Here is a 26616-nt window from a genome sequence, read left to right as displayed (position 1 = left end):
ACACTCCGCTTTTCTGATAATATATTCGATTTGCTGCACCTTGTTTGCTTAATACTCCTATTGTACCACCTCGGGTGGACAGCAGGGGAAGTTTCTTTTGCCGATCATGGCCTTATTATCCCTATTATCCTAGCTAAACTCGCGCAGTTGAAATTCCGGCAGTCTTCGCTCAATGGACGATCTCTGCATTTCCAGCTTGTCTGGCAGCATCAGCTCCCGGCCCAGCTCGCCTGCCGTTTCATCCGTTTGAAAGCCGGGAACCTCCGTCGCCATCTGAAAAAGAATCCCGCCAGGCTCGCGGAACCTCACCGTCTTGTAATACTCCATGTTGATCGCCGGCGTCGGATCAAGCCCGCTTTCCTTCAGCTGCTCCTGCCACAAAATCTGTTCGCTGGCATCGCTGGTGCACCAGGCTAAATGCTGCACAACACCAGCGCCAGCCGTCCCGGCCGGAATCGGCTCGATGCTCAAATCGATCCGGCTGCCCAGTCCTCCATGGGTCTCATACCGGGCTATCCCTTCTTCACTGCCCTTGTAGAGCAGGCCAAGCACAAGCTCCAGCACATCCGCCGTCTGATCCGGCTTGCGGCTGAACAGCAGCACCCCGTCGATGCCGCGGATCGCATAAGCCTCTGGAATCGGACCCTGAGCCGTGCTCCGGACAGCCGCCGGAACGGCTCCAGCCTCAAGCTCCACCAGATCAATCAGCATCCCGCTCAGATCGGTGAAACGGACATAATCCCTCCCAAATCGGCGGGTTTCCATGAAGTCGATTTTGTACTTTTTCAACCTTTGGCGCCAAAACAGCAGTCCGCCCGCAGGCACCATAAATACGATAACGCCCACCTGGCCTCCGCCCAGCCTGCCCGCAGGGAAATCCTCCCGGCATAACAAAGACAGAATCGTGCCCGGCTGGCCGAATTCGTTGCCGAAATACAAATGATAAACATCCGGGGCTTCAAAATGAACCGTTTGTTTGATCAGCCGCAGTCCCAGAAGTCCTGCATAGAAGTCAACGCTGGACTGAACGTCCTGCGCGTAAGCCGTGATATGGTGAATACCAGCCGTTTTAAGCAATCCGAATCCTCCTCGGCATTCCATTCCATTTTCCCATTTTATGGTTCTTAAAACCTATAACTCTTATTATAAGATAAACCTCTTACTACGTACATTCCGGGAAAAAAGATCGGGTTCGACAGCTGTTCTCCCCGCACCCCGCCCAAATTTCAAAAAAAGGATTGCAAATTTGCATCTCATCGTTAAAATATGATTAACGTTTAAATTATTTTAACGTTAATAAAAATTGAATGATGAGGTGTATAAACATGAATGAGCGGGCCGCCCAGGCTGCTGCACCGGCCTTATCCTCTGCTTCCCCGGCAACTGAAGCAATCCCTTTGTCCAAAAATAAAGATTTCCTTCTGCTCCTCTGCGCCAAGGCGATTTCCCGATTTGGCGATTCCGTCGACGCCATTGCCTACAGCTGGATCGTTTACATGCTGACCGGCTCCAAGCTCCTGATGGGCACCCTGTTTGCGGTCAATACCCTTCCTGCTATCGTACTAAGTATCTTTACAGGCGTCTTTGTGGACCGCTGGCCGAAAAAAATCATCGTCATCGCCGCCGACTACGGTCGCGGAACGATCGTTTTCCTGACGGGCCTGCTTTATTTGACCGGACAGTTGGAAGTCTGGCATTTGTTCCTATTTACGCTGCTGATCTCGTCTCTGGAAGCTTTCACCTCCCCGGCGGAAAATGCCTGGATTCCCTCCATCCTCGGCAAATTCCAGCTGCTTAAGGGCAACTCCTTGTCCGGCTCGGTCGCGCAGAGCGCAGAGCTGATCGGTCTGGCCGCCGCCGGCGGGATCATCGCCTTCTTCGGGAGTACGGGTGCCTTGTGGGTGGACGCCGCCACCTTCCTGCTGTCGGGTTTACTGCTCGGTTTTGTCCGTTCGGCCCATTCAACCCATTCAGCTTTACCCGCTGATGAACCAATTCCCTCTAGTCCCTCTGTTCCTGATAACAGAAGCACTTCTTCCGTAACCCGTCAGCCTTCTCGTGCCCGCTCCGCTATCAAGAGGTATGTGTCCGATTTGAGAGAAGGGTTCGCCTACGTAAGAGGCAATTTGTTCATCTTCACGTCCATCCTGCTGGCCGGCATCGTCAACTTCGGTTTGGCGCCGATCAACGTGCTCCAGACCGTATATGTTAAGGAGCATCTGCACGCGGATGCAGGCATGCTGAGCGTCCTCGGCGTCAGCTTAACCTGCGGCATGATCTTATCCGGGCTTTGCTTGGCTAAGTGGGGAGACCATTTTCGAAAAAGCACGCTGATCCTCACCTCCTTCCTGCTGCTCGGCTGCAGCATGGCCCTGCTCTCATTCCCACCTATGCTGCACAGTCAGTTGGCTTGGGGTCTCGCCGCCCTGCTGATGGCTTTGCTCGGCGTCTCCGTCAGCATGGCTTCCGTCCCGCTCCGCTCCTACGTCATGGAGGTCACCCCCGGAGCAATTCTGGGCCGCATTTCGGCTTTAATCAGTATGGTTGCTTTAAGCGCCATGCCGCTTGGCGCCACCTTAAGCGGCTTTGCCGCCGATTTCATTCCCGTGCCCATGCTGTATGCGGCCATGGGGATTATGATAGTCGTGGTTGCGCTTTGTCTGCTGCCTAATAAGGCGTTTCGGCGGATTTAGCAGATGAGAAAGTTTAAATCGGGGAGGGCCTAAGCAGTCCTTCTCTCTCCTGTTTTCCTTTGTATTCCTCCCTCCCCTCCGATATAATGAAAAGAATGACAAACCGGGATCGCTGCATTTGGATGGGCGGCGAAAGCGAATATGAGGTGCTGCGAGATGAGGAAGTCCCTGGAATTAAAAACACCGGAGGAGATCAAGGTTTATTCCGATCCCTACCGGCTCAAAATATTTCATACCTTTAACAAGCTCGGTCGGCCTTCCACAGCCAAGGAAGTTGCCGATGCCATGGGCGAAGTGCCCTCCAAGGTCTATTATCATGTCAAGAAAATGGAGAATATCGGACTCCTGACGGTCGTGGAAACCCGTGAGATCAACGGCATTATCGCCAAATACTACGAAGCCTTTCAAGGAGAAATCCGCTTAAAGCATAAGGATATTGAACCTGCTTTAAATCAGGTTTATCTGTCCGAAACACAGAAGCTGATCAACGAAATGTACGAGATGAACAAACGCAAATTTCTGGACAGCATTGACGGCACCAAAAAAGCATCCGGTCAGCTGACCCACAACACCGTCTACCTGACCGAAGAGGAAGCGGCCCAGCTCATGAGGGACTTTGAAGCTTTAATTCAGCCGTACGTCTCCCGCCGCAAAGGCGAAAATGTTTATTATCATGAACTATTTCTCTCCTTAATTAAAGAAGATGCAGTAGAGAAAGAAGACACCTCCAAGGAATAATCCAAGCCTATGAAAAATGAACAGCCGCCGGCGGTCTGATCAATCAGACTGCCGGCGGCTTCTGTATTTATTTCAACAGCTTAAACCAAAGCTTTAGCCGCAATGTCGGAACGTTGATGTTTGCCTTCGAATTGGATCTTTTCCGCAGCTTTGTAAGCCTGCTCCCTGGCGGCGGCAATGTCGCGGCCGCGGCCTACGACGCCCAGCACGCGGCCGCCGCTTGTCAGCCATTCTCCGGATTCGTTCCTCGAAGTACCCGCATGGAACACCAAAGCCTCGGCTTCGGAGACCGTATCCAGCCCCGAAATGACCAGGCCTTTCGGATAAGAAGCCGGATACCCCGGCGAAGCCTGCACGACGCAGACCGCCGCCTCTTCGCTCCACTCGATTTCGACTTGGTCAAGCGTACCGTTCAGCGAAGCCAGGAAAATATCGAGCAGGTCGCTTTTCAGGCGTGGCAGCACGACCTGGGTTTCCGGGTCGCCGAACCGGGCGTTAAACTCGACCGTCTTCGGTTCGCCGCCCGGCGTAATCATCAGACCGGCGAACAAAACGCCGCGGAAAGACCGGCCTTCCGAAACCATCGCTTTGGCGGTCGGTTTGATGATCGTCTCAACCGCTTCTTCAATAATGGCGTTGTCGATATGCGGCAGCGGGGAGTAAGTCCCCATCCCCCCGGTATTCGGCCCTTTGTCGCCGTCGAAGACCTGCTTGTGGTCCTGGGCGGCTGCCATCGGCCGGACGGTTTCCCCGTCCACGAAGGCCAATATCGACATTTCCTGGCCTTCCATAAACTCCTCGATCACCACCTGGCTGCCGGAGCTGCCGAACACCTTGTCCACCATAATATCCGCAAGCGCCTGCTCCGCTTCCTCGCGTGTAAAAGCAACCGTAACCCCTTTACCCGCCGCAAGGCCATCCGCCTTGATGACGATCGGCACCGGCCGGGAACGCAGGTAAGCCAAAGCGGCCTCGTAATTGTCAAATTTTTCGTAAGCCGCCGTGGGAATGTTATATTTCTTGAGCAGGTCCTTCATGAAGGTTTTGCTGCCTTCGATATGCGCGGCGTTTTTGCGCGGTCCGTATACCGGAATGTTTTTGGCTTCAAAAACGTCCACGATCCCTTCCGCCAGCGGATCATCCGGCCCGATCACTACCAAGCCGACCCTTTTTTCCTCGGCAAAAGCCGTCAGCCGCTCAAACTCGTTTACCTGAATCGGTGCCAGCTCCGCGATTTGCCCGATGCCTGCATTGCCCGGCGCGCAGTAGATCTTGTCCGCTTTCGGGCTTTTCGACAAAGCCCAGCAAATCGCATGTTCGCGGCCCCCGCCGCCAACGACCAAAATATCCATCGACATAAACCTCCTATGGTCCTTTAAAGTTCAAGAAAATGTATAAAGCTCAATTGCTCAAAGTTAGATTCTTTAAAACCGATAGATTGCGCAAAAGTTCGATCGTTCAACGGCTTCCATACGTTCCGTGATTTTAAATAAGGCCCGCATGGGCGGGCCTTATTAGTCATTTTTTTCGAAAAGCTGCAGTGGGACTTGTGCCTTGCTGTTAGCTGTTGCAAAGATCAGTGATGCTGCTGTTGCAAAATTAGCGCTCCACACTCCGCGATATCTTAATGTTTAAAATGACGCACGCCGGTGAAGACCATCGCGATACCGTATTCGTTAGCCACTTTGATGGACTCTTCGTCTTTGATGGAGCCGCCGGGCTGAATAACAGCCGTAATGCCCGCTTTAGCGGCGAGCTCCAGCGTGTCCCCCATTGGAAAAAACGCGTCGGAAGCAAGAACGCTGCCTTTAGCCTTATCTCCAGCTTGCTCGATGGCAATTTTCGCTGCGCCTACGCGGTTCATCTGTCCTGCGCCTACGCCGACGGTCATGCTGTCATTCGCCAGTACGATCGCGTTGGATTTCACGTGTTTGACTACTTTCCAGCCGAACAGCAGCTGCTTCAGCTCTTCTTCGGTAGGTTTGCGGTCGGTAACGACCTGCAGGTCGTCTGTGCTCATCGAATGGACGTCGCTCTCTTGAACGATCATGCCGCCGTCGATGGTCGTAATCGTGAAGCTTTTTTCGCGGTTTTCACCGGATTTCAGCGAACCTACTTCAAGCAGGCGGATGTTTTTCTTCTGGGTCAAAATCTCCAGCGCTTCCTTCGTAAATCCAGGCGCCAGAATGATTTCAAGGAAAATTTCCTTGAGCAGCAAAGCTGTATCCCCGTCAATGATCCGGTTGGCCGCCACAATGCCGCCAAAGATCGAAGTCGGATCAGCCGCGTAAGCTTTTTTGTAAGCTTCCAGCACGCTGCCGCCGATGCCGACGCCGCAAGGGTTCATATGTTTGACCGCCACAACGGCAGGTTCTTCGAACTCTTTGACGATTTGCAGAGCCGCGTTGGCGTCATTGATGTTGTTATAAGAAAGCTCTTTGCCGTGCAGCTGCTTCGCCGTGGTCAACGTGTCGGCTGCAGCAAGAGGTTTTTTGTAAAAAGCGGCTTTCTGGTGCGGGTTCTCCCCATAGCGCAAGTCCTGGATTTTCTCGTAAGTCACCGTAAAACGTTCAGGCAGCGGGTCGCCGGTTACATTCGACAAATAGTCGGAGATCAGCGCATCGTAAGAAGCGGTATGACGAAATACTTTGGCTGCAAGGCGTTTGCGCGTTTCCAAAGAAGTGTCGCCTTTGATTTTGATTTCGTTCAGGACGGCCGGATAATCGGCGGAATCGACGACAACGCTGACGAAAGCGTGGTTTTTGGCGGCGGAACGCAGCATGGTTGGCCCGCCGATGTCGATATTTTCAATGGCGTCTTCATATTCGACATTCGGTTTGGCGATCGTTTCCTGGAACGGATACAGGTTCACGACAACCAGATCGATGTAATCGAGACCAAGTTCTTTCATTTGAGCCTGATGCTCCGCGCTGTCGCGCACAGCCAGCAAACCGCTGTGAACGGCAGGGTGAAGCGTCTTGACGCGACCGTCCAAAATTTCAGGGAACCCGGTCACCTCGGAAATGCCGATGACTGGAACGCCTTCTTTGGCCAGCAGATTTTTTGTACCGCCTGTCGAAATGATTTCCACGCCCAGATTGGACAACTCGCGGCAAAACTCCACAATACCCGCTTTATCAGACACGCTGACCAGCGCACGTTTGATACTCAAAAGAAACAACCTCCTTAGTTTTAATGGGAACGGAACCAAACTGCAAACAGATTCGCTTCGCCCGCCATTTTGCAAGATTTATCAAATGCATAGATGCACAGATGTACCCATTGAACTCATTGAACTCACTGAACCCATTAAACCCTTGTAAAAGCCTGTACTCCCTATACTTCCTATACTTCCTATACTCCGCCAGTCTAGGGCTCCGGCTTCCCGCCCTTGCATAATCTGGCTTGTTTTCAGCAATCGACGGCGTCTGGAGCCGCCTGACAGCAAGCGCTCTATTCCAGAAAATTAGCAAATATTTCTCGGGAAATATCGAATTGTCCCTTTCAAGAAACCCCATTCGTCAAAGTGGGCGTTTTTCCCATTTTCTTGGACAATACCAATAACCAATTTGCCTTATCACCGTCCGACAAGGGTCACCTTTCGTCCCTCTACCGTTACGCGCCCTTCGGCAAAAGCGGCCACCACTTCCGGATAAAGCTTCGTTTCTGCCGCATGGATCTTCGCTTCCAACGATTCGCGGCTGTCTTCAGCCGTAATTTCAACGGCCTGCTGGGCCACTACCGCTCCGGTATCCATGCCTCCGTCGACCAAATGCACTGTAATGCCGGTAAGCTTCACCCCATAATCGAGGGCTTGACCAATAGCGTCCTTTCCGGCAAAAGCCGGCAGCAGCGAAGGATGGATATTCACCATCCGGCCTGAATAGGACTCCACCAGGACCGGGGTGATCAACCGCATGTAACCGGCGAGCACGATCAGATCAATACCGCGGCTCTCAAGCTCCGCTTTAATCTCCGTTTCGTAAGCTTCACGGCTGTCATATTCCTTCGGACGAAAAACAAAGGTGTCCACGCCAGCGGCTTCGGCCCGTTTGACGACGGGCGCTTCCGGTTTGTCGCACACCAGCAGATCTACCGTCGCTCCGCCAAGCCGTCCCGCCGCAGCAGCATCAGCCAAAGCCTGAAAATTGCTGCCCTGGCCGGACGCAAAAACCGCAACCCGAAACATTACACCTCAGCTCCCGTAAAAGTCACGATCTGGCTGCCCTCAGTCACTCGGCCGATCACATAAGGCGTTTCCCCAGCTGCGGCCAAGGCCGCTTTCGCCGCTTCCGCGTCTTCCTCCGCTACCACGATCACCATGCCGATGCCCATGTTAAACGTCGTAAACATATCGCGGTTCGACACTTGGCCTTTCTCTTGCAAAAGTTTAAACACCGGCAGAATCGGCCAGGAAGCGTAGTCGATTTCGACATTGACGCCGTCCGGCAGCACGCGCGGGATATTTTCGATAAATCCGCCGCCCGTAATATGCGCCATGCCTTTCACCTGCACTTTGTCGACAAGGGAAAGCACCGGTTTGACGTAAAGACGCGTAGGCTCCAGCAGCACGTCGCCGAGTTTCGCGCCGTCCAGCTCAGGCAGCGTATCCTGCAGGCTATAACCCGCATCTTCGAGCAGCAGCTTGCGGACCAGCGAAAACCCGTTGCTGTGCACGCCGCTCGACGGAAGCCCGATTACCGTATCGCCCGGTTTGATCGTGCTGCCGTTGATGATTTTCTTTTTGTCGACGACACCAACCGTAAATCCCGCAATATCATATTCGCCTTCCGCATACATGCCCGGCATTTCCGCCGTTTCGCCGCCGATGAGCGCGCAGCCCGATTGGAAGCAGCCTTCGGCAATGCCCGCCACAATGGCTTCAATTTTGGATGGAATGACTTTGTCGCAAGCCAAATAATCCAGGAAAAAGAGCGGCTCAGCGCCCTGCACCACGATGTCGTTCACGCACATCGCCACCGCGTCGATGCCGATCGTATCATGTTTATCCATCGCAAAAGCAAGCTTCAGCTTCGTGCCGACGCCATCCGTACCGGAGACCAGAACCGGCTCCTCGTATTTGTCTTTGTTCAGGCCAAACAATCCGCCGAAGCCGCCCAAATCGGTCATGACTTCCGGACGGAAGGTCCGCTTCACATGTTTCTTCATACGTTCGACTGCTTCATTACCCGCCGCGATATCGACGCCGGCGCTTTTGTAGGCTTCAGACACTGGGACACTCTCCTAAGGAATAATATTTGAAAAAAAATAACGGGACTGGGCGATTAAGATGCGGCCTTGAGCCCTCTGGGATATGAGGGTGATGCTTCGGAGCCTCTGGGGCTGGAACTGCTATCATCTGGCTTGAGCTTCGAAGCCTCTTCGGCTGCGCCGGTCCGCTCGGCATTCGGATTGTGGTTCCGGTCGCTGTTATTACTGGATTGCTTGATGGTACCCTTGCAGATGCAATCCAGTAATAGGCCTATGCTTCCGAAGTAGCTTTCCTGCGGAAAGCTTTTAGGCAAACACTAACGTTCCTCCACCACAATTCCGCCTGCTGTCGCTCTGGCGCTAAGCTATTCCTTGCAGCTGCGCTGCCCTGGCCAGCCTTGCAGCAAAGCCACGCGACTTGCTTCACTGGTTCCCCTGTCCCCCTGCTCCACCATCCTCGCCAAGGCTCGATTTTGTTTCAACATGGGGAAAGCAGGGAGAGGCTCGCCGCTATCGCCCCGCTCGCCTTCATTTATTTCACGCCGGGAAATAGTAACCGGCTTAAAGATTAAGACCGTAAGGGCCGGTTGGCTAAATAACCGCCAACCGCGCCCCTGTTCTCCCCCCATCAGTTGGGATAAGGGGGTAAGCAGCAATAGATGCGATGCGAAGGGCGAAAGCGAGGGGGCGGAAGGGTTCTGGAGAAGCGATAGCGTTCGCCTTTGTTTTCGGATTTCTACCTTCCTGATAAAATCAGGAAATCCGAAAACAACAGCGATCGGAAGAAGTTTCCGACACCGCAGTGATTCGCCTTAAGCTTTTCTGCCCTAATGGTTTGCTCCCTCGACTCAGCAACCGCACCCAAACTGCTCCTCGCCCCCGAAATCAGTCTGCGTAGGATAATCATTGTCAAAGCAGGCCATGCAAAGGCCGCCTTTATAGTCGGCTACATTGCCGCCGCCAACGGCTTCGACGAGACCTTCCGGGCTGAGGAAGGACAAGGAGTCGGCGTTGATCTCTTTGCAGATCTCTTCGACCGTTTTGGACGAAGCGATCAGCTCCTTGCGGTCAGGCGTGTCGATGCCGTAGAAGCAAGGATTTTTGAATGGCGGAGACGTAATGCGCACATGCACTTCGGTGGCGCCCGCCTCGCGTAGCAGGTTGACGATGCGGCGCGAGGTGGTGCCGCGGACGATAGAGTCGTCGATCATGACGACCCGTTTGCCTTCGACGACGCGGCGTACGGCGCTGAGCTTCATTTTGACGCCCTGCTCGCGCAGCTCCTGGCTCGGCTGGATGAAGGTCCGGCCGGTGTATTTATTTTTGATGAGTCCAAGCTCGTAAGAAATGCCGGTTTGTTCGGCGTAGCCGATCGCGGCGGAAATGCTGGAGTCCGGCACGCCGGTGACGACGTCCGCGTCGATGAAGGATTCCAAAGCCATGCGCTGGCCCATGCGTTTGCGGGCCGAATGCAGGTTGGAGCCGTTCATGTCGCTGTCTGGACGGGCAAAATAAATATACTCCATCGCGCATAACGCCTTGCGCTGCGGCTCGGCAAAACGGTCTTCATGCAGACCGTCCGCGTCCAGCACCAGCAGCTCGCCGGGCTGAATGTCGCGAATGATTTCGGCGCCTACGGTTTCAAACGCGCAGGTCTCCGAAGCAAACAGATAAGCGTCGCCCAGACGGCCCATCGACAGCGGGCGCAGCCCGTTCGGGTCGGAAGCGACGATCAGCTTGTCGTTGGTAAGCAGCAGGAACGCAAACCCGCCGACGATTTGGCGGAACGCGTCTTTGGCCGCTTCGACAAGCGGTTTCTTGGATCTGGCGATCAGATGCGCCACGACCTCGGTATCGCTGGTCGTCTGAAAAATTGACCCGCCCTCCTCCAGCTCCCGCCGGATCTTCGGCGCGTTGACGATGTTGCCGTTTGTGGCAACTGCCAGGTCGCCGTCGCGGTATTTGAATACCAGTGGTTGTGCATTCGTCAGCCGGCTGTCGCCGCTGGTGGAGTAACGCACATGACCGATGGAGAGACTGCCGGTAAGCGATGCGAGAAGGTCTTTGTCGAAGACCTCTTTCACAAGTCCCATGCCTCTATGGTAGTGAAATTCGTTACCGTCGGTAACACACATCCCTGCACTTTCTTCCCCGCGGTGCTGCAAAGCGTGAAGCCCGTAATAAGACAAGGAGGCGGCCTCCGGATGTCCGAAGACACCGAAGACGCCGCATTCCTCTTTTAGCGTATCGAAAATATCATTTGGGCCTGTGCCCTGATTGTAATAGTCGCCTGTCCAAAGCTGGTTCTGTTTTATTTCATCCGACATGGAATGGCTTCCTCCCAGACCTGCTTCAAACCTTCAACTGGTTTGTTCAAGGCCGAAACGCGGTTGATTTCGATGCTCAAGCTGTTGCCTTGGGTGCGTCCGATTACAGCCACCGGCACGCCTTGGCCGGCGATATATTGTTCAAGCTCCTCTGCTTTATCGGCAGATGCCGTCAACAGAATGCGGGATTGCGATTCGCTGAACAGAAGGTGGTCCGGACGAAGCCCGGCAGATTCCAAGGCGATGTTGGCACCGATGGAACCGCTGATGCAGGACTCGGCCAAAGCCACGGCAAGTCCGCCTTCGGACAAGTCGTGCGCCGAGTTGACCAAACCTTTTTGAATAGAAGCAAGCACAGTGTCGAGCAGCTTTTTCTCCGTTTCCAGATCCAACACCGGAGGACGGCCTTCAGTTACGCCATGCACAACGGCCTGGAATTCGCTGCCGCCAAGCTCCGCTTTCGTTTCGCCCAGTAGGAAAATGACGTCGCCTTCCTGTTTGAAGCCCTGCGTCGTAATGTGGTCCACATCGTGCACCAGACCCACCATGCCGACAACTGGAGTCGGGTAAATCGCGCCTTTGGCATTTTCATTGTATAGGCTGACGTTGCCGCCGATTACTGGTGTCTCCAGCACACGGCAGGCTTCCGCCATGCCGTCTACCGCTTTTTCCATCTGCCAGAAAATATCCGGTTTCTCCGGGCTGCCAAAGTTCAAGTTGTCCGTGATTGCCAGCGGCTCAGCGCCGGAGCAGACAATGTTGCGTGCCGCTTCGCTCACCGCGATGCGTCCGCCCACTTCAGGGTCGAGATAAACGAAACGTCCATTGCAGTCCGTCGTCATCGCCAAAGCTTTGCGGGTTCCGCCAACGGTTACAACCGCTGCGTCCGAACCCGGACGAACCGCTGTGCTGGTACGCACCATGTAATCATATTGCTCGTAGACCCAAGCTTTGCTGGATACGGAAGGGGACCCGAGCACCTGCTCGAGGGCTGCACCCAAATCTTTTACCTCTGCATAACGGGTGGTGTCTACGTTTTCGTTCTCTGTATAGTAAGCCGGCACTGTAGAAGGCTTGTTGTAAATCGGACATTCGTCGACGAGCGCCGTTACCGGCATGTCGCCAACCAATTCGCCGTGATGGAACAGCTTCAGCTGCCCGTCATCGGTCACTTTACCCACTTTGGCGCAGATGACGCCCCAGCGGTCAAAAATTTCTCTCGCCTGCGCCTCGTCCTTCGGCTCTACGACAAACAGCATACGCTCCTGGGACTCGGACAACATCATTTCATAAGCCGTCATGCCCTCTTCGCGCTGAGGCACCTGGTCCAGATAAAGCTCCAGGCCGTTGCCCGCTTTACTTGCCATTTCCGCACTGGAGCACGTCAGGCCCGCAGCGCCCATATCCTGAATGCCGAGCACGATACCCGTGTCGATCAGCTCCAGGCAGGCTTCCATAACGAGCTTCTCCATAAACGGATCGCCCACTTGCACGGCTGTCCGTTTCGCTTCGGACTCCTCCGTCAGTTCCTCTGAAGCAAACGTTGCGCCGTGAATGCCGTCGCGGCCGGTTGGAGGTCCCACGTAGAACACTGGGTTGCCCACGCCTTTGGCGACGCCGCGCTGGATTTTATCGTGATCAATCAGCCCTACGCACATCGCGTTAACAAGCGGATTGCCTTCGTAGCTTTCATCAAAAACAACTTCCCCGCCCACCGTCGGAATGCCGATGCAGTTGCCGTAACCGGCGATGCCGGAAACGACATGCTCGAACAGGTATTTCACGCGGTCGCTTTCCAGTCTGCCGAAACGCAGGGAGTTCAACGATGCGATCGGTCTGGCGCCCATGGAAAAAATATCGCGGATAATGCCGCCCACACCTGTCGCCGCGCCTTGGAAAGGCTCAACGGCCGAAGGATGGTTGTGGCTTTCGATTTTGAACACAACGGCCTGGTTATCGCCGATGTCTACAATGCCCGCGCCTTCGCCCGGTCCCATCAGGACGCGGGGTCCGTCTACCGGGAAACGTCTGAGCAGCGGTTTCGAGTTTTTGTAAGCACAGTGTTCGGACCACATCACGCTGAACACGCCAATTTCCGTATAGTTAGGTTTCCGGCCGAGGAAACCGCAGATCAGCTCATATTCGCTGTCAGAAACGCCCATTTGCTTGTAAATTTGCTGCTCGGCGATTTGCTCCGCCGTCGGCTCCTTAGCGGATAGTTGCTGCGTCATGTTGATCCCTCCATGCTTTCAAAATAGATGTAAACATCCGTTTTCCGTCTTCGCTGCCCAGCAGCGTGTTCACCGCACGCTCCGGATGGGGCATCATGCCGACCACGTTGCCGCGTTCGTTCGAAATGCCGGCAATGTTGGACAAGGAGCCGTTCGGATTGCTCGCATAAGTGAAAATAATCTGGTTGTTCGCCTTCAGGCTCTCAAGCGTAGCCTCATCGCAGTAGTAGTTGCCTTCACCATGGGCAATCGGGATCGTAATTTCTTCACCCTGCTCGTAATCCACTGTAAAAGGATTGTCGTTGTTCTCCACACGCAGCACCACGTCGTGGCAAAGGAATTTCAGGGACGTGTTGCGGAGCAGCGTGCCCGGCAGCAGGCCGGCTTCGGTCAAAATCTGGAATCCGTTGCAGATGCCCAGAACGTATTTTCCCTGCTCAGCCGCTTTAGCGACTTCCGCCATAACCGGAGCAAAACGGGAAATCGCGCCGCAGCGCAGGTAGTCGCCGTAAGAGAAACCGCCCGGCACCAAAATGCAGTCATAAGCGGACAGGTCGGTCGCCGTATGCCAAACATAATCCACCGGCTCGCCCAGCACCTCTTCTACGGCTTTGTAGCAGTCAATATCACAATTGGAACCCGGAAACACAAGTACAGCAAATTTCATGGCGGTTAGCCCTCCAATTCAAAGCGATAGTCTTCCACGACTGTGTTGGCCAGCAGCTTTTCGCACATCGTTTTAACGCGGGCTTCCGCTTCCGCGCGGTCCGTAGTGTCGAGCGTCAGTTCCATGTATTTACCGATGCGGGCACTTTCAACTTCGCCGAATCCCATAGAATGCAGCGCGCCTTGCACGGCAACCCCCTGCGGGTCGAGTACGCTTTGCTTGATGGTGACGTATACCTTTGCTTTTAACATGGTCCTTGTGTTCCTCCTAAGAATGGGGTTTATTTTAAAAAGCTTGCTGGGTGATGCGTTGCGATGCCGTGTGCACCTGTTTATGCGTGGGCTGCGGGGCGAATGTTCTTACAACCGCTGTTGTCCTCGGATTCTTAATGAATATAATTTTATGGTTATAATCCGAGGACAAAGGCGGACGCTATGCTTTTTCTGAATCATTCGCCCCTCCGCCAGTTACGGCGTGCCGGGTGCAACTTTTTCAAATAAGGGGTGATGCAGCAGAAGGCAAAAGTTTAGCGAAGCTAACTTTTGGATCACTTCCGGCTGTCCTCTAGTGCCTCATTGATGCCTCTACCACCTGCTGCTTGCATCTGCCTTTAAATTCTGACTCTATCATATGCTGCCTGCTGGTGGCTCTTTATACTTTTGCTATTCTTGGTGACGGCTTCTAATCACTTGCAACGCTGCTGACGACTTCTAACGACTTAATCCCTTCTGCCCTGACCAGCCTACTTTTTGTTTAGCCTTGCAGAGCCCAGCCTCAGCCTAGCTAAGCTCTTCCCCCGTCAGACGGCGGTAGATTTCGCGGTAGCGGTTGGTAGTCTCCTGGACGACGAGAGGGGGCAGAGGGTCGGGCGCGCTGTTCATATCCCAGTCGGAATTCGCCAGGTAGGTGCGGACCGGCTCCTTGTCCATGCTATCGATGTCGATGTCGAGGGCATAATTTTCTTTGGCCCAGAAGCGGGAAGCGTCCGGCGTAAACATTTCGTCGATGACGATCAGCTTGCCGTCCAGCAGGCCGAATTCCAGCTTGCAGTCGGCGAGCAGGATGTCGCGTTCCTCGCAGTAGTCGCGGACGTAGGCGTAAAGCTCAAGCGTGCGGTCGCGAAGCTGCTCGGCGAGTTCGCGGCCGACGAGTTCGGTCATTTTTTCAAAAGAAATGTCCTCGTCGTGGCCGACATCGTTCTTAGCCGCAGGCGTAAAAATCGGCGCTTCCAGCTTGCTGTTCTTGTGCAGGCCTTCCGGCAGCTTTATGCCGTTGACCTCGCCCGTTTTCTCGTATTGGCGCCAGCCCCCGCCGGTCACGTACCCGCGCACCACGCATTCAATGTCGATACGCTCGGCTTTACGGGTGACCATGATCCGGTTGCGAAGCAGCTCCTTGTCCTTGATGACGTTGCCCAGCAAATCCACGTCGGTGTGAACGACATGGTTGTCCATGATGCCCTTCGTGCGTTCAAACCAAAAAGCGCTGAGCCGGTTAAGCACATTGCCTTTGTCCGGAACCGCCGGATCCAAAATGTAGTCAAACGCCGAAATGCGGTCGGTCACAACGATGAGATAATGTTCGCCAAGATCATAAAGCTCTCTGACTTTCCCCTTGTAAATCAGCGGCAGATCAATCAGATCCACGGCCGTCGAAATCGCGGTTGCTGCCAAGTAAGCCCTCTCCTTTATCCGCCTGCTCCAAGCGGAATATTTCTATTCAGACCGTTAAGATCAACCCTTCAGGCCCAATCTCGTAAAAATCGTCTCCACATGCTTTAAATGCCAAGCCGGATTAAAAGCGTCGTCGATCTCCTCAGCGCTCAGCGCTTCCGTAATCGCCGGGGTTCCAGCGATAATATCGCGAAACTGGCGCTGCGTTTCCCAAGCCTGCATGGCCAGCGGCTGCACGGTGTCGTAAGCCTGCTCCCGGCTGAAGCCTTTGTCGATCAGCTTGGTCATAACGCGGCCGGAGAACGGCACGCCGTAAGTGCGCTCCATGTTGCGTTTCATGTTCTCCGGGAACACGGTCAGGTTTTTCACGATGTTGCCGAAGCGGTTCAGCATGTAGTTGAGCAGCATCGTAGCGTCCGGCAGAATGACGCGTTCGGCGGAGGAGTGCGAGATATCGCGCTCATGCCAGAGCGTTACGTTTTCGTAAGCCGTCAGCATATGGCCGCGGATGACGCGGGACAAGCCGGAGATGTTTTCGCAGCCGATCGGGTTGCGTTTGTGCGGCATGGCCGAGGAGCCTTTTTGACCTTTAGCAAAAGCTTCCTCCACCTCGCGGAATTCACTCTTCTGCAAAGCGCGGATTTCCGTGGCGAACTTGTCCAGAGACGTGGCGATCAGCGCCAGCGTCGCCAAGTATTCGGCGTGGCGGTCACGCTGCAGCGTTTGCGTCGAGATTGGAGCCGGCGAAGTGCCGAGCTTGCGGCATACGAATTCTTCGACGAACGGGTCGATGTTCGCGTAAGTGCCGACGGCGCCGGAGATTTTACCGAATTGTACATTGTTTGCCGCATGGCGGAAACGTTCCAGGTTCCGTTTCATCTCTTCGTGCCACAGGGCCATTTTGAGACCAAAGGTGGTCGGTTCGGCGTGAACGCCGTGCGTGCGGCCCATCATCGGGGTATTTTTATAAGCGATCGCTTTATCCCGTAAAATTTCAATGAAGTTAAGGATATCCTTCTCAAGGATTTCGTTGGCCTGCTTCAGGATGTAACCCAGCGCCGTATCCACGACGTCCGTGGAGGTCAGGCCGTAATGGACCCATTTGCGCTCCTGGCCAAGGCTTTCGGATACGGCACGCGTAAACGCGATCACGTCATGGCGGGTTTCCTGCTCGATTTCATAAATGCGGTCAATATCGAATTTGGCATTGGCGCGCAGCGCTGCCGTGTCTTCCTTCGGAATAACGCCGAGTTCGGCCCAAGCTTCGCAGGCGCAAAGCTCCACTTCCAGCCAGGCCTGGAACTTGTTCTGCTCCGTCCAGACGGCTCTCATTTCGGGTCTGCTGTAACGTTCGATCATGGTTGTTGATTCCTCCAAATCTTGGTTTGCTGTATCCAGTCCAGCCCTTGCTGGACGTCTTGGCATAACAGGTTGATGTGGCCCATTTTCCGTTTCGGGGCCGAACCGCTTTTGCCGTACAAATGGACTTTCGGCACAACGCCGTGTGCCCCTGCCATTGTATGCTTCACTGTACTTGCTTCTGTATCCGCTGCGTCTGTCCCTGTCTCTATATCTGTATTAGCTATATCTGTAGTAACTATATCTGCAGCAGCTATATTTGTATTTGTATTTGTATTTGTATTTGTATTTGTATTTGTATTTTTATCTTTATCTGTATGTTCCGTTCGTTTCCCCTTAAAATTGCTGTCCGCTGCGTTTGTATGCACCCGTTCCCCGGCTTCCGCTGCCGATTCCAGCCATGCCCCGTCCGCTGTCCGTTCGATGACCACTTCCAGATGTTCGCCGAGGACGTTCACCATCACTACCGGCGTCAGCAGGTTTGCTTCGCCCAGCGGCAGATTGCACACCGCCCGGACATGCTGCTCAAACTGCGAGGTCGTGCAGGCTTCCATCGTATAATGCCCCGAATTGTGCGGACGCGGCGCAAGCTCGTTGACGTACAGCCGGCCGTCTCCCGTCAGGAACATTTCCACAGCCAGCAGGCCGACAGCTCCCAGCGATTCCGCGATCCTGGAGGCCAGCTCTTCCGCCTGCGCCTGAATCTCCTTCGAGACTCTTGCCGGCACTATGGAAATATGCAGGATATTGTCGACGTGGATATTTTCCGCCGCCGGAAAAGTCTTGATTTCGCCGCGCGAGCTTCTTGCCGCAATAACCGATAGCTCTTTCTCGAAGCTGATGAACTGTTCGAGCACCAGCTCCGCCCCGCTGCGGCTGAGCGTCTCGTAGGCCTCCGCGATTTCGCTTTCGCTGCGGATGACCCACTGCCCTTTCCCGTCGTAACCTCCGGTGGCCGTCTTCAGCACGCTCGGAAGTCCGAGCCTGCCCACCGCTTCCCGCAGCTCGTCTTCGCTGCGGATTTCCGCGTACGGCGCCACCTGCACGCCTGCCGCTTCAATGGCCCGCTTCTCCCGCAGGCGGTGCTGCGTGGTGTAGAGCAGCCCGCTGCCCTGCGGTACCGAGGACAGCTCCTCCAATAACGCCGCGACTTCGGAATCAACATTCTCGAACTCGTACGTGATCACGTCCGCCCGCTGCGCCAGCTCGCGGGCCGCTTCCTTGTCGCTGTAGGCCGCGACAATCTGGTCCGCCACCTGTCCGCATGGGCTGTCCGGCGTCGGATCCAGCGTCACGAACCGGTAACCCAGGTTCGTGCCCGCCAAAGCCATCATGCGGCCCAGCTGTCCGCCTCCGAGAAGCCCGACCGTAGATCCGGGCTTCACTACCTGCGGCTCCCGGCCGCCTTGCCCATTCAAGCCGGATCCTTGCGTCCCCGCTTGTCCGCCCTTCACCGCTTCCTGAGCGCCGACTTCTCCGGCCTTCGCTTTCTGAGCACCGGCTTGTCCGCCATACATCATGTCCGCTCCGCTTCCTTGTCCGCCGCTCACAGCTTCACCTGCTCCAGCTCTTCGCCGCTTTCGAGTACTTCCGCCTTGATCCGGTCGCGCCGGGCCTGAACCTTCTCGCTCAGTGCCGGATCAAAAGCGCCGAGGATTTGAGCTGCCAGCAGACCGGCGTTGGTAGCGCCGGCTTTGCCGATCGCTACGGTCGCCACAGGAATGCCGCCAGGCATCTGAACGATGGACAGCAGCGAATCCAGACCGTTTAAAGCCGCTGATTTGACCGGAACGCCAATGACCGGCAGTACCGTCTTGGACGCGACCATGCCCGGCAGATGCGCCGCACCCCCGGCTCCGGCAATAATGACTTTAATTCCGCGTTCCGCTGCGCCTTCCGCAAACTCGAACATCAAATCCGGCGTGCGGTGAGCGGAGACGACCTTTTTCTCGTAAGGAATTCGCAGTTCCTCCAGCACCACACATGCATGGCTCATCGTTTCCCAATCCGACTTACTGCCCATGATTACAGCTACCTGCGCTGACATATTCCGACCTACTTTCCTTGTTATTTCAACAAAAAAATCCGATATCTCAGAAAATACAACATTTTCGCGATATCGGACTACGCGGGCAAGCACAAGCAAAAACAGCTCTGACGTCCAGCAGGACGAAAGCGTCTTTGCATCCATGATCAGCCCTCGTAGTCCGAAAATTTACGGTTTTCAGGTAGAAACTGCCGGGCCTTATCCCCGGCGTTATACGATTATTGGCTATATAAACACGAATCTCGTTCGTGCTCTTCTACCTCTAGTTTATCAATACCGATCATGCCATGTCAACTTAAACCCGAACGTTCCTTTTTACACTTATTTAAATGTTCGTATTTTGCTTGTTATCTAAAAGAAAGCTTTGCTTTTCTGCCTCCGAACAAACAAAAAAGGAATGTCCCAGCGGACATTCCTTTTCATCTATTCTCTTATTTCACTACCAGCACTGGGATTTGGGCATGCTGCACAACGTTATGGCTGACACTGCCGAGCACAAATTCCCGGATGCTGCCAAGCCCGCGGCTGCCAAGGATGATCACGTCATGGTCGTTGTCTTTCGCGTATTCCAGAATGCCTTCTGCCGCCGGTCCCTGAAGCATCTCAACTTTGCCAGATACTCCAGCTTCCTTGAGGCGTCTCTCCGCTTCATCAGAAGTTCTGGTCGCCAGCTCATAGAAATCTTCATTGACACTGGCAGGAACCGGAGCAAAACCTTCCGCTACATAAAAACGTGGAAAATCATAAACATGAATAACCGTCAATTCCGTTTGGCTCAATTTCGCGAGTTCAATCGCTTTATCGAGCGCCTTGTTCGAAGCTTTAGAACCGTCATAAGCCACCAAAATTTTATTGAATAACATGCGCTCCACCTCTTCCTATGTACTTGAACATTCTGTAAACCACTCTTCCCATCCTTGAAACGGCCATGCATTCCGCTGGAAAGCTGTCTATCTCAGAAAATAAGTATAAAGAGCCGCATTAAGAAACAGCAGCAGCGGAATTCCGACCACAAAGCTGCCATGGCGGGTTTTATGGCGTTTGGTATACATGGCGATGAGCACGCCTAGCGCCCCTCCCATAACCGCCAACAGGAACAGAGTCCGCTCCGGTATGCGTTCTTTTCTCTCTCTGGCTCTTCGTTTATCATCCGACATGACCAGATAAGCAATGAAATTAATGAACACAAACCAAACGAGCAAGGCTTCCCTCATGGAATCATGCCTCCTTACCGGACCTTGGATCCACCTTTGCACCTCTATTATAAATCCGTCTATTTTTAAAAACAAATCCCTTCGGCCGGTTTCCCCCGCTAAAGCTCGATTAAACACAAACACGGCGCCGCCTCCAAGACAGCACCGTGTTCAGAAAGAAATCCGTATCCAAGCTGTCCCGATCGATCAGCGGCTTCGATTCCTTTTATAATTTGGGAACCCCATTCAGACTCGCCGGATAATCGGCCTGCTTTTTGGTTTTCGTCTCCCTTGCTTCTTCAGTAATGCTTGATTTGTTCTGCTGGTTGTTCAGCTTCTTCGGTTTATGATGCGGCACGGAATCTCACCTCCTGAGGTTAACATCCCACTTCCCATAATGATTTATTCCGGGGAGAGTTATTCCGGGATGATTTATCCCAGGGCGAGTTATTCCGGCGAGATGTCCCGATGAGTTACTCCAGGTGAATTATTCAGGAGGATTCATTTCACGCATCCTTCCAGCCGCTCAACTTCCCTTATTTGTTCTTCTGCTCCATAGCGGCTTTCAGCAGCTCGCCGAGGTTGGAGCCGATCGACTCCTGTTTGGCATACTGCTTCACCAGCTTCTGCTGGTCACGTTTGCTGACATGGTTCGTATCTTTATTGAGCGTTTCGGTAATTCCGCATGGCAGACATTGAACGTAAAGGCCGGCTTTGCCTTCTTTCAGCTCCATTTTCTTATGGCACTGAGGACAACGGCGATTGGACAGCCGTTTCTCACCCGAACGGGTATACCCGCAGTCATCGGCCGGGCAGATCAGCAGCAGGCCGCGTTTCGTTTTCTTCTCCAACAGTCTTGTACCGCAGTTCGGACAATGGCTATTGGAGACATTATGTGGTTTGTATACCGCATCGCTGCCCTTGACCTTGCCGACCAGTTCCTCTGCCATATGACGAATATCCTGTAAAAAAGGCTCCGGCTTGCCGCTTCCCCGCGCAATCCGTTCGAGCTCTGCTTCCCATTTGGCGGTCAGCTCAGGGGCCCGAAGCTCTGTCGGCGCCAGGTCAATCAGCTGTTTGCCTTTGCCGGTCGGATGCAGGGCGTTCCCTTTACGCTCGATGGTATCTGAGCTGACCAGCTTCTCGATGATGTCGGCGCGGGTAGCCGGTGTTCCCAGTCCATGCTTCTCCATCTGAGACAGCAGCGCCGCTTCCGTGTAACGTTTGGGCGGCTGGGTTCTTCCAGTCTCAAGCCGGCAGCGGTTTACCTTAACCTTCATGCCTTCGTGCAGCTCCGGCAGAGCTGCATCAGAGGAGGCTTCAGCGTCCGGACTTTCGTCTTCATTTTCCCCTGTCTCTTCATAATCGGCACTTTCGTAGACGGCTCTCCAGCCCTGATCTTTCATCGTAATGCCTTTGGCTGTCAGCGTTTCTCCCTGAATGTCAACCGTCACGGCTACCTGGTCAAAACGGGCCGGACCATAAAACAAGCTGATAAACCGTCTTACAATCAGATCATACAGCTTGCGCTCGTCGCTGGTGAGCGTATTCAGCAGCACCGTTTGCTCCGTCGGGATGATGGCATGGTGATCGGTTACCTTGCTGTCATCGACCACCCTTTTTCCCAAAGTCAGGTTGCCTCTCAGCAGAGGGCGCGCCATGGATGCATACGGGCCTATGGCCACGCTGCTCAGCCGTTCCTTCAAAGTCCCAACCATATCAGACGTCAGGTAACGGGAATCCGTACGGGGGTAAGTGACCAATTTGTGCTGCTCGTACAGCTTCTGGAGCACATTGGAGGTCTGCTTGGCCGAGAATCCATATCGGCGGTTTGCATCCCGCTGAAGCTCCGTCAAGTCGTAGGCCTGAGGATGCGGAACCGTTTTTTCGCTTTTCTTCACCTTAACGATTGTGCCGCTTCCGCCTTCCAGCTTCGATTGCAGCTCCTTCGCCTTAACCTGATCAAAAATCCGGCTGTCCCCGCCCCGGCCCTGCCAAAGCGCTTCAAATCCGCCAAGCTCGGCTTTGATCCGGGCATACTCTTCCGAACGGAAAGAGGTGATTTCCTGTTCCCGGGCCATGATCATGCCCAGCGTAGGCGTCTGAACCCGGCCGGCCGACAGCGGAGCGCTAAATTTCGTAGTGAGCGCCCGCGTAACGTTCAGGCCAATCATCCAGTCTGCTTCCGCCCGGCATCTGGCCGACTGGTACAAACGGTCAAACTGACTGCCAGGTTTCAGCTGGGCAAAACCGTCCTTAATTGCCTTGTCCGTCTGCGAGGAAATCCACAGCCGTTTGAACGGCTTGTTCCATTTCGCCATGTCGATGATCCAGCGCGCCAGCAGCTCGCCTTCCCGGGCAGCGTCGGTCGCTACGATCAATTCGCCGATGTCGCTGCGGCGCATCAGCTGCTGAACCGCTTTATACTGATGGTTGGTTTCGCGGAGCACCTTCAGCTTCATTTTTCCAGGCAGGATAGGCAGGTCCTCAAGGTTCCAGGTAGCATATTTATGATCGTAATCCTCCGGTTCGGCCAGTCCCACCAAGTGTCCCAATGCCCAGGTTACGACATACTTCGGTCCTTCAAAATAACTTTTATGTTTATCGCGGCTTCCCATTACTCGTGCAATTTCCTTTGCCACGGATGGTTTCTCCGCAAGTACTAATGTCTTCATTATGTTCCCCCTTTGCTCTCTTTGTATTATAACATTTCCATCCCTATCCTGTTTCGTTCAAATCCTAAAGGTTAATAAGTAGACATCAGCAGCTGTTACATTAACCAAATATTCAAAGAGGTGATTGAAAATGGCATTTCTATGGTCGTTGATTATCGGCGGTATTATCGGTTGGCTGGCAGGCTTGATTGTGGGCAGAGATGTGCCGGGAGGTATTATCGGTAATATCATTGCAGGTTTTATCGGAGCATGGCTGGGCAGCTTCCTGCTTGGCAACTGGGGTCCGGAAACAGGCGATTTCTACTTCATCCCGGCTCTGATTGGCGCTATTGTGCTGATTCTGATCGTCAGCCTGATTATGGGTGCTGTGAGAAGACGAAGCAATCCGTAAGAATAGGTTCGTTAATGAATTAAGGATTGATGATTGATTGTTGAGAATTTCTAATTGAAAAAAATCATCATAACAAAAACCGGCGGAGCCTTGGCTCTGCCGGTTTTGTTCTTTTTCCTATTCAGATCTGCTGATCCTTAAACTTAACTTAACTTAACGGCCTACGAATTCCTGTACCCAGCAGCCGTTGTAGTAACCTACACCGATTACGGTATAGTTAGCGTTCATGATGTTCGCGCGGTGTCCTGCACTGTTCATCCAGGCCGTCATGACTTCCTGTGGAGTCTGCTGGCCTTTGGCAATGTTCTCGCCGGCATAGCTGAAGCTGATATTGAACTGCTTCATCATGTCGAACGGAGAACCGTAGGTTGGCGAGTTATGGTCAAAATAATTGTTCTGGCTCATATCTTTTGCCTTCACCAAAGCCATGTTGGACAGAGCGCTGTCTTCTGTCAGCGGTTTGAGGTTCTCTTTCGCCCGTTCCTGGTTAACCAGCGAAATAACCTGTTTCACAAAATCAGACTTGTTATCCGTACCTTGCTGCTGTCCAGCATTCACATTGCTTCCGCTATTGCTCGGAGCTGGTGTAGGCGTTTGAGTCTGGCCAGAGCCGGACTGGGCTGGCTGCTGTGCCGGTTTGCTTGGCGTTGTAGACGCCGGTGGAGTGACCGGTTTAGGTTTAGGTGCGGCCGGCTGCTCAGTTGTTGGCTGCTTTGCAGGCTGCTGCGCCGTGTCAGGTTTCGATGGCGCAGGTTGACTTGGCTTAGCTGGCTGAGCCGGCTTCACCGGTTGAGTTGGCTGCTCCTGCTGTGCTTGTCCGCCTGCGCCTTGCAGCTCGCTGAGCAGCTCGTTCCAATCAAAGTTATACAAATAACCGGACAAGTTTGAGAAGTTAATTGTAGTTGTTTTTAAGGAAGTCACTTTATAAATGGCTGTTGTCGTTTGATGGTTAGCTGTTGTGTCACCGTTTGAAGACGCCGCATAGGTTGGCAGGACCAAGCCCATGGACATTAATACTGCAAATCCTCCGGCTGCGATACGTTTCGTTATTTTCTTGTTCATCCTGTCATCTCCTTGTTAGGTGTAAAGATTAGTAGTTACAAAAAAGTAACAACGCTGTAACCTTTACTATCATAACATGAAGACCGGTTGAAACTAACCCTCAGATATTGCCAATTGCTCGGGAGAGCTTTTGGGTGAAAGAGCTCCGGTCATAATAATCGGTCTTAAACCAACTAATTTTCTTAGCTCCATGATGTAGCCCAATAGACAGACTCCTTTTCACTTTTAGTTCAAATAGAAAAAGCTCTTTTAATTTATAGTAATATTCAACATTAATGAAAAAAAAATCAACTAAAAATTCAATCAAATTAAAAAAAGAAACACCAAATTAAAGGGTAATCAATACCCCATAATCCGGCTGTATGCAGGGCCTATTAAGCGCCGCGCTTCTCCTCTTTTTACGAAAAATACAAACACGCTTCAAATCCAACCGTCTCGTCTCCACTTTCTTCATCCACAGCTTGTCCACGAATGTAGATACGCCCATCGGTAAGGGGAGAACGTAAAATCCGCAGCTTGTCTCCTAATTTTCTTTCCTTAATATATGTAATGTGAAAACGACGTAAATCCAGGTTCGCCAGTTCCTCGCTCGTGAGGGTATCGTAACAAAAATCAGCATAACGGGCGTTGTTGACATGACCATTAATATCAACACTGCTGTATTGAATATCCAGCATGGTCGTTTCTTCTAGTTGGACGTCACCCGGTATATTCACTTTGTCAGGCAGATCCCCAACCGAATCCTCCGTATAAGGAGGGACCTCCACCGGCAGCGCTGTTGGACGGAGTATTTTACGTTTATGGATGTCCACCAGACTCCAAGTCGAACGGGCTGCGGCAGCCTCTACGGCCTCATTACCGTCATGCCCTGCTACCCGATAATCCCGCTGCCAAATAGGACCCTTGGTTCCTTTGCTCCAGGTACTGATCTTGACCGTATCTCCAAACTTCGGAAGATGGTAAATATCCAGATCCAGTGTCATAAGCATCCAGCCCATGCCGGAATCCAGCATTTCACGCCAGCTGATCCCTAAGGCATTTACGGCCGAATCCGCCGCCTGCTGCAAATAATCAAGCAGCACCGACAAACGGCAGTTTGAACGGAAATCAGCCTCGCTGGTGTGAATGGTTCGCTCTTCCGTCCAGACTAAAAATGATTTATCCACATTTTATTCCTCCTCGGCTCTTAGCAACACCTGTTTAACACTCTAACACAACATTATACACAAATCTAAAAATCGAATGCTCTTTCAGCTGATCAACTTGTAGAAGTTATAGGGAGTAATTTGTGAGTATTGGGGATTAAATTGTGAATTTGTGGAGAGTTTTTTAAAAATATTTGCTCTTTTCAAGAAAAACTCTGAAAAAGCTGTGAATAAACGAAAAAAATGCCGCAATTTGCAGCAAACTGTGGATGAATATGTAAAGAGGGACCAACTATTCACTTGTGGACAAAATAAGACCACCGTCGATGTTATCAACAGTGGTCTTCAGTTTGCTTGGCGGCGTCCTACTCTCCCAGGACCCTGCGGTCCAAGTACCATCGGCGCTGGAGGGCTTAACGGTCGTGTTCGGGATGGGTACGTGTGGAACCCCTCCGCCATCGCCACCAAACATGATTTTTGCGCTGCTTTACTTCCGCGTCTTTCGCTTTAGCAAAATATCAGACCTTAGAAAGGACTTGCAGCTTAAAATCGGTTCAGATGTTTAATCACCTGAAAACTGGATACGAAACAAAATTGCGAATTAGTTGTTCTCGGGGCCCCCGCAAAGGATTCGGAATCAGCTGCGAAGCTAATCTTCACTTTGTGGGGTCCATTTTGGATAAGCCCTCGACCGATTAGTACTGGTCAGCTCCATGCATTGCTGCACTTCCACCCCCAGCCTATCTACCTCGTCGTCTTCAAGGGGTCTTACTAGTTGGGAAATCTCATCTTGAGGGGGGCTTCACGCTTAGATGCTTTCAGCGCTTATCCCTTCCGCACTTAGCTACCCAGCTGTGCTCCTGGCGGAACAACTGGTGCACCAGCGGTGCGTCCATCCCGGTCCTCTCGTACTAAGGACAGCTCCTCTCAAATTTCCTACGCCCACGACAGATAGGGACCGAACTGTCTCACGACGTTCTGAACCCAGCTCGCGTACCGCTTTAATGGGCGAACAGCCCAACCCTTGGGACCTACTTCAGCCCCAGGATGCGATGAGCCGACATCGAGGTGCCAAACCTCCCCGTCGATGTGGACTCTTGGGGGAGATAAGCCTGTTATCCCCAGGGTAGCTTTTATCCGTTGAGCGATGGCCCTTCCATGCGGTACCACCGGATCACTAAGCCCGACTTTCGTCCCTGCTCGA

At 53.2% G+C, this 26616-nt stretch carries 22 protein-coding genes, 2 rRNA genes and 1 riboswitch (1 of these 25 cut by a window edge); of the genes, 3 read left to right on the top strand and 21 right to left on the bottom strand.

Features of this window, described 5'->3' with window-relative positions:
* Positions 1 to 129: 129 nt before the first annotated feature.
* On the bottom strand, positions 130 to 1077 hold the full coding sequence (locus tag CBE73_RS17500) for a VOC family protein (protein ID WP_094095321.1): 948 nt from the start codon (positions 1075 to 1077) through the stop codon (positions 130 to 132).
* Positions 1078 to 1325: 248 nt separating this feature from the next.
* Between CBE73_RS17500 and CBE73_RS17495 the strand changes: the two genes are divergently transcribed.
* Positions 1326 to 2693, top strand: coding sequence for an MFS transporter (locus CBE73_RS17495; RefSeq protein ID WP_157739613.1), 1368 nt, complete (start codon positions 1326 to 1328; stop codon positions 2691 to 2693).
* A 156-nt stretch (positions 2694 to 2849) separates the two neighbouring features.
* A complete protein-coding gene (locus CBE73_RS17490) occupies positions 2850 to 3431 on the top strand; it encodes a winged helix-turn-helix domain-containing protein (protein WP_157739612.1) in 582 nt (193 codons plus the stop codon).
* Between the two features lie 80 nt (positions 3432 to 3511).
* Here the strand turns inward: CBE73_RS17490 and purD are convergent, their stop codons facing one another.
* The 16 genes from purD to CBE73_RS17405 form a co-directional block, all read right to left on the bottom strand.
* A complete protein-coding gene (gene purD, locus CBE73_RS17485; RefSeq protein WP_094095318.1) occupies positions 3512 to 4783 on the bottom strand; it encodes a phosphoribosylamine--glycine ligase in 1272 nt (423 codons plus the stop codon).
* Between the two features lie 272 nt (positions 4784 to 5055).
* Entirely contained in the window at positions 5056 to 6603 is a 1548-nt protein-coding gene (gene purH / locus CBE73_RS17480) for a bifunctional phosphoribosylaminoimidazolecarboxamide formyltransferase/IMP cyclohydrolase (RefSeq protein ID WP_094095317.1), read from the bottom strand.
* A 405-nt stretch (positions 6604 to 7008) separates the two neighbouring features.
* Positions 7009 to 7620: a phosphoribosylglycinamide formyltransferase gene (gene purN, locus CBE73_RS17470; RefSeq protein ID WP_094095315.1), complete on the bottom strand. Its 612-nt coding sequence runs from the start codon at positions 7618 to 7620 to the stop codon at positions 7009 to 7011.
* A complete protein-coding gene (gene purM / locus CBE73_RS17465; protein ID WP_094095314.1) occupies positions 7620 to 8663 on the bottom strand; it encodes a phosphoribosylformylglycinamidine cyclo-ligase in 1044 nt (347 codons plus the stop codon). Before purM ends, purN begins: the two co-directional genes overlap by 1 nt.
* 827 nt (positions 8664 to 9490) lie before the next feature.
* Positions 9491 to 10969, bottom strand: a complete 1479-nt coding sequence (gene purF, locus CBE73_RS17455) for an amidophosphoribosyltransferase (protein WP_094095312.1) — start codon at positions 10967 to 10969, stop codon at positions 9491 to 9493.
* The gene (gene purL, locus CBE73_RS17450) at positions 10954 to 13200 is read right to left on the bottom strand and encodes a phosphoribosylformylglycinamidine synthase subunit PurL (RefSeq protein WP_094095311.1); all 2247 of its coding nucleotides are present in this window, start codon (positions 13198 to 13200) and stop codon (positions 10954 to 10956) included. Before purL ends, purF begins: the two co-directional genes overlap by 16 nt.
* A complete protein-coding gene (purQ, locus tag CBE73_RS17445) occupies positions 13178 to 13867 on the bottom strand; it encodes a phosphoribosylformylglycinamidine synthase subunit PurQ (RefSeq protein WP_094095310.1) in 690 nt (229 codons plus the stop codon). The genes purL and purQ overlap by 23 nt, the downstream gene beginning before the upstream one ends.
* Before the next feature lie 5 nt (positions 13868 to 13872).
* Positions 13873 to 14118 carry a phosphoribosylformylglycinamidine synthase subunit PurS gene (gene purS / locus CBE73_RS17440; protein ID WP_094095309.1) on the bottom strand — a complete coding sequence of 82 codons (246 nt, stop codon included), beginning with the start codon at positions 14116 to 14118 and terminating at the stop codon, positions 13873 to 13875.
* 528 nt (positions 14119 to 14646) lie between these two features.
* On the bottom strand, positions 14647 to 15540 hold the full coding sequence (locus tag CBE73_RS17435) for a phosphoribosylaminoimidazolesuccinocarboxamide synthase (RefSeq protein ID WP_094095308.1): 894 nt from the start codon (positions 15538 to 15540) through the stop codon (positions 14647 to 14649).
* Positions 15541 to 15600: 60 nt separating this feature from the next.
* Complete coding sequence (gene purB / locus CBE73_RS17430) at positions 15601 to 16899, bottom strand: adenylosuccinate lyase (protein ID WP_094095307.1); 1299 nt, start codon at positions 16897 to 16899, stop codon at positions 15601 to 15603.
* A complete protein-coding gene (purK, locus tag CBE73_RS17425) occupies positions 16896 to 18449 on the bottom strand; it encodes a 5-(carboxyamino)imidazole ribonucleotide synthase (RefSeq protein ID WP_229752878.1) in 1554 nt (517 codons plus the stop codon). Before purK ends, purB begins: the two co-directional genes overlap by 4 nt.
* Positions 18446 to 18946: a 5-(carboxyamino)imidazole ribonucleotide mutase gene (purE, locus tag CBE73_RS17420; RefSeq protein WP_094096385.1), complete on the bottom strand. Its 501-nt coding sequence runs from the start codon at positions 18944 to 18946 to the stop codon at positions 18446 to 18448. Before purE ends, purK begins: the two co-directional genes overlap by 4 nt.
* Positions 18947 to 19082: 136 nt before the next feature.
* Positions 19083 to 19184: riboswitch (purine riboswitch) on the bottom strand.
* 193 nt (positions 19185 to 19377) lie between these two features.
* The gene (locus CBE73_RS17415) at positions 19378 to 19809 is read right to left on the bottom strand and encodes a universal stress protein (protein WP_094095306.1); all 432 of its coding nucleotides are present in this window, start codon (positions 19807 to 19809) and stop codon (positions 19378 to 19380) included.
* Between the two features lie 87 nt (positions 19810 to 19896).
* Positions 19897 to 20160: a DUF1294 domain-containing protein gene (locus CBE73_RS17410; RefSeq protein WP_094095305.1), complete on the bottom strand. Its 264-nt coding sequence runs from the start codon at positions 20158 to 20160 to the stop codon at positions 19897 to 19899.
* Between the two features lie 205 nt (positions 20161 to 20365).
* Positions 20366 to 20497 carry a hypothetical protein gene (locus CBE73_RS22590; protein ID WP_268237199.1) on the bottom strand — a complete coding sequence of 44 codons (132 nt, stop codon included), beginning with the start codon at positions 20495 to 20497 and terminating at the stop codon, positions 20366 to 20368.
* A gap of 178 nt (positions 20498 to 20675) precedes the next feature.
* A complete protein-coding gene (locus CBE73_RS17405; RefSeq protein ID WP_094095304.1) occupies positions 20676 to 22814 on the bottom strand; it encodes a DNA topoisomerase III in 2139 nt (712 codons plus the stop codon).
* Positions 22815 to 22944: 130 nt separating this feature from the next.
* Between CBE73_RS17405 and CBE73_RS17400 the strand changes: the two genes are divergently transcribed.
* Complete coding sequence (locus CBE73_RS17400; RefSeq protein ID WP_094095303.1) at positions 22945 to 23205, top strand: GlsB/YeaQ/YmgE family stress response membrane protein; 261 nt, start codon at positions 22945 to 22947, stop codon at positions 23203 to 23205.
* A gap of 153 nt (positions 23206 to 23358) precedes the next feature.
* Here the strand turns inward: CBE73_RS17400 and CBE73_RS17395 are convergent, their stop codons facing one another.
* The 4 genes from CBE73_RS17395 to CBE73_RS17380 form a co-directional block, all read right to left on the bottom strand.
* Complete coding sequence (locus CBE73_RS17395) at positions 23359 to 24267, bottom strand: CAP domain-containing protein (protein WP_094095302.1); 909 nt, start codon at positions 24265 to 24267, stop codon at positions 23359 to 23361.
* Positions 24268 to 24665: 398 nt separating this feature from the next.
* Positions 24666 to 25433: an acyl-[acyl-carrier-protein] thioesterase gene (locus CBE73_RS17390; protein ID WP_094095301.1), complete on the bottom strand. Its 768-nt coding sequence runs from the start codon at positions 25431 to 25433 to the stop codon at positions 24666 to 24668.
* Positions 25434 to 25764: 331 nt separating this feature from the next.
* Positions 25765 to 25881: ribosomal RNA gene (gene rrf, locus CBE73_RS17385) — 5S ribosomal RNA — on the bottom strand.
* 206 nt (positions 25882 to 26087) lie between these two features.
* A 23S ribosomal RNA gene (locus CBE73_RS17380) occupies positions 26088 to 26616 on the bottom strand; it runs 2415 nt beyond the window's last position.

It is taken from the genome of Paenibacillus physcomitrellae (assembly GCF_002240225.1).
Classification (GTDB): domain Bacteria; phylum Bacillota; class Bacilli; order Paenibacillales; family Paenibacillaceae; genus Fontibacillus; species Fontibacillus physcomitrellae.
Note: the sequence above shows the minus strand (reverse complement) of the source record. Positions and strands in the feature narration are given on the sequence as shown.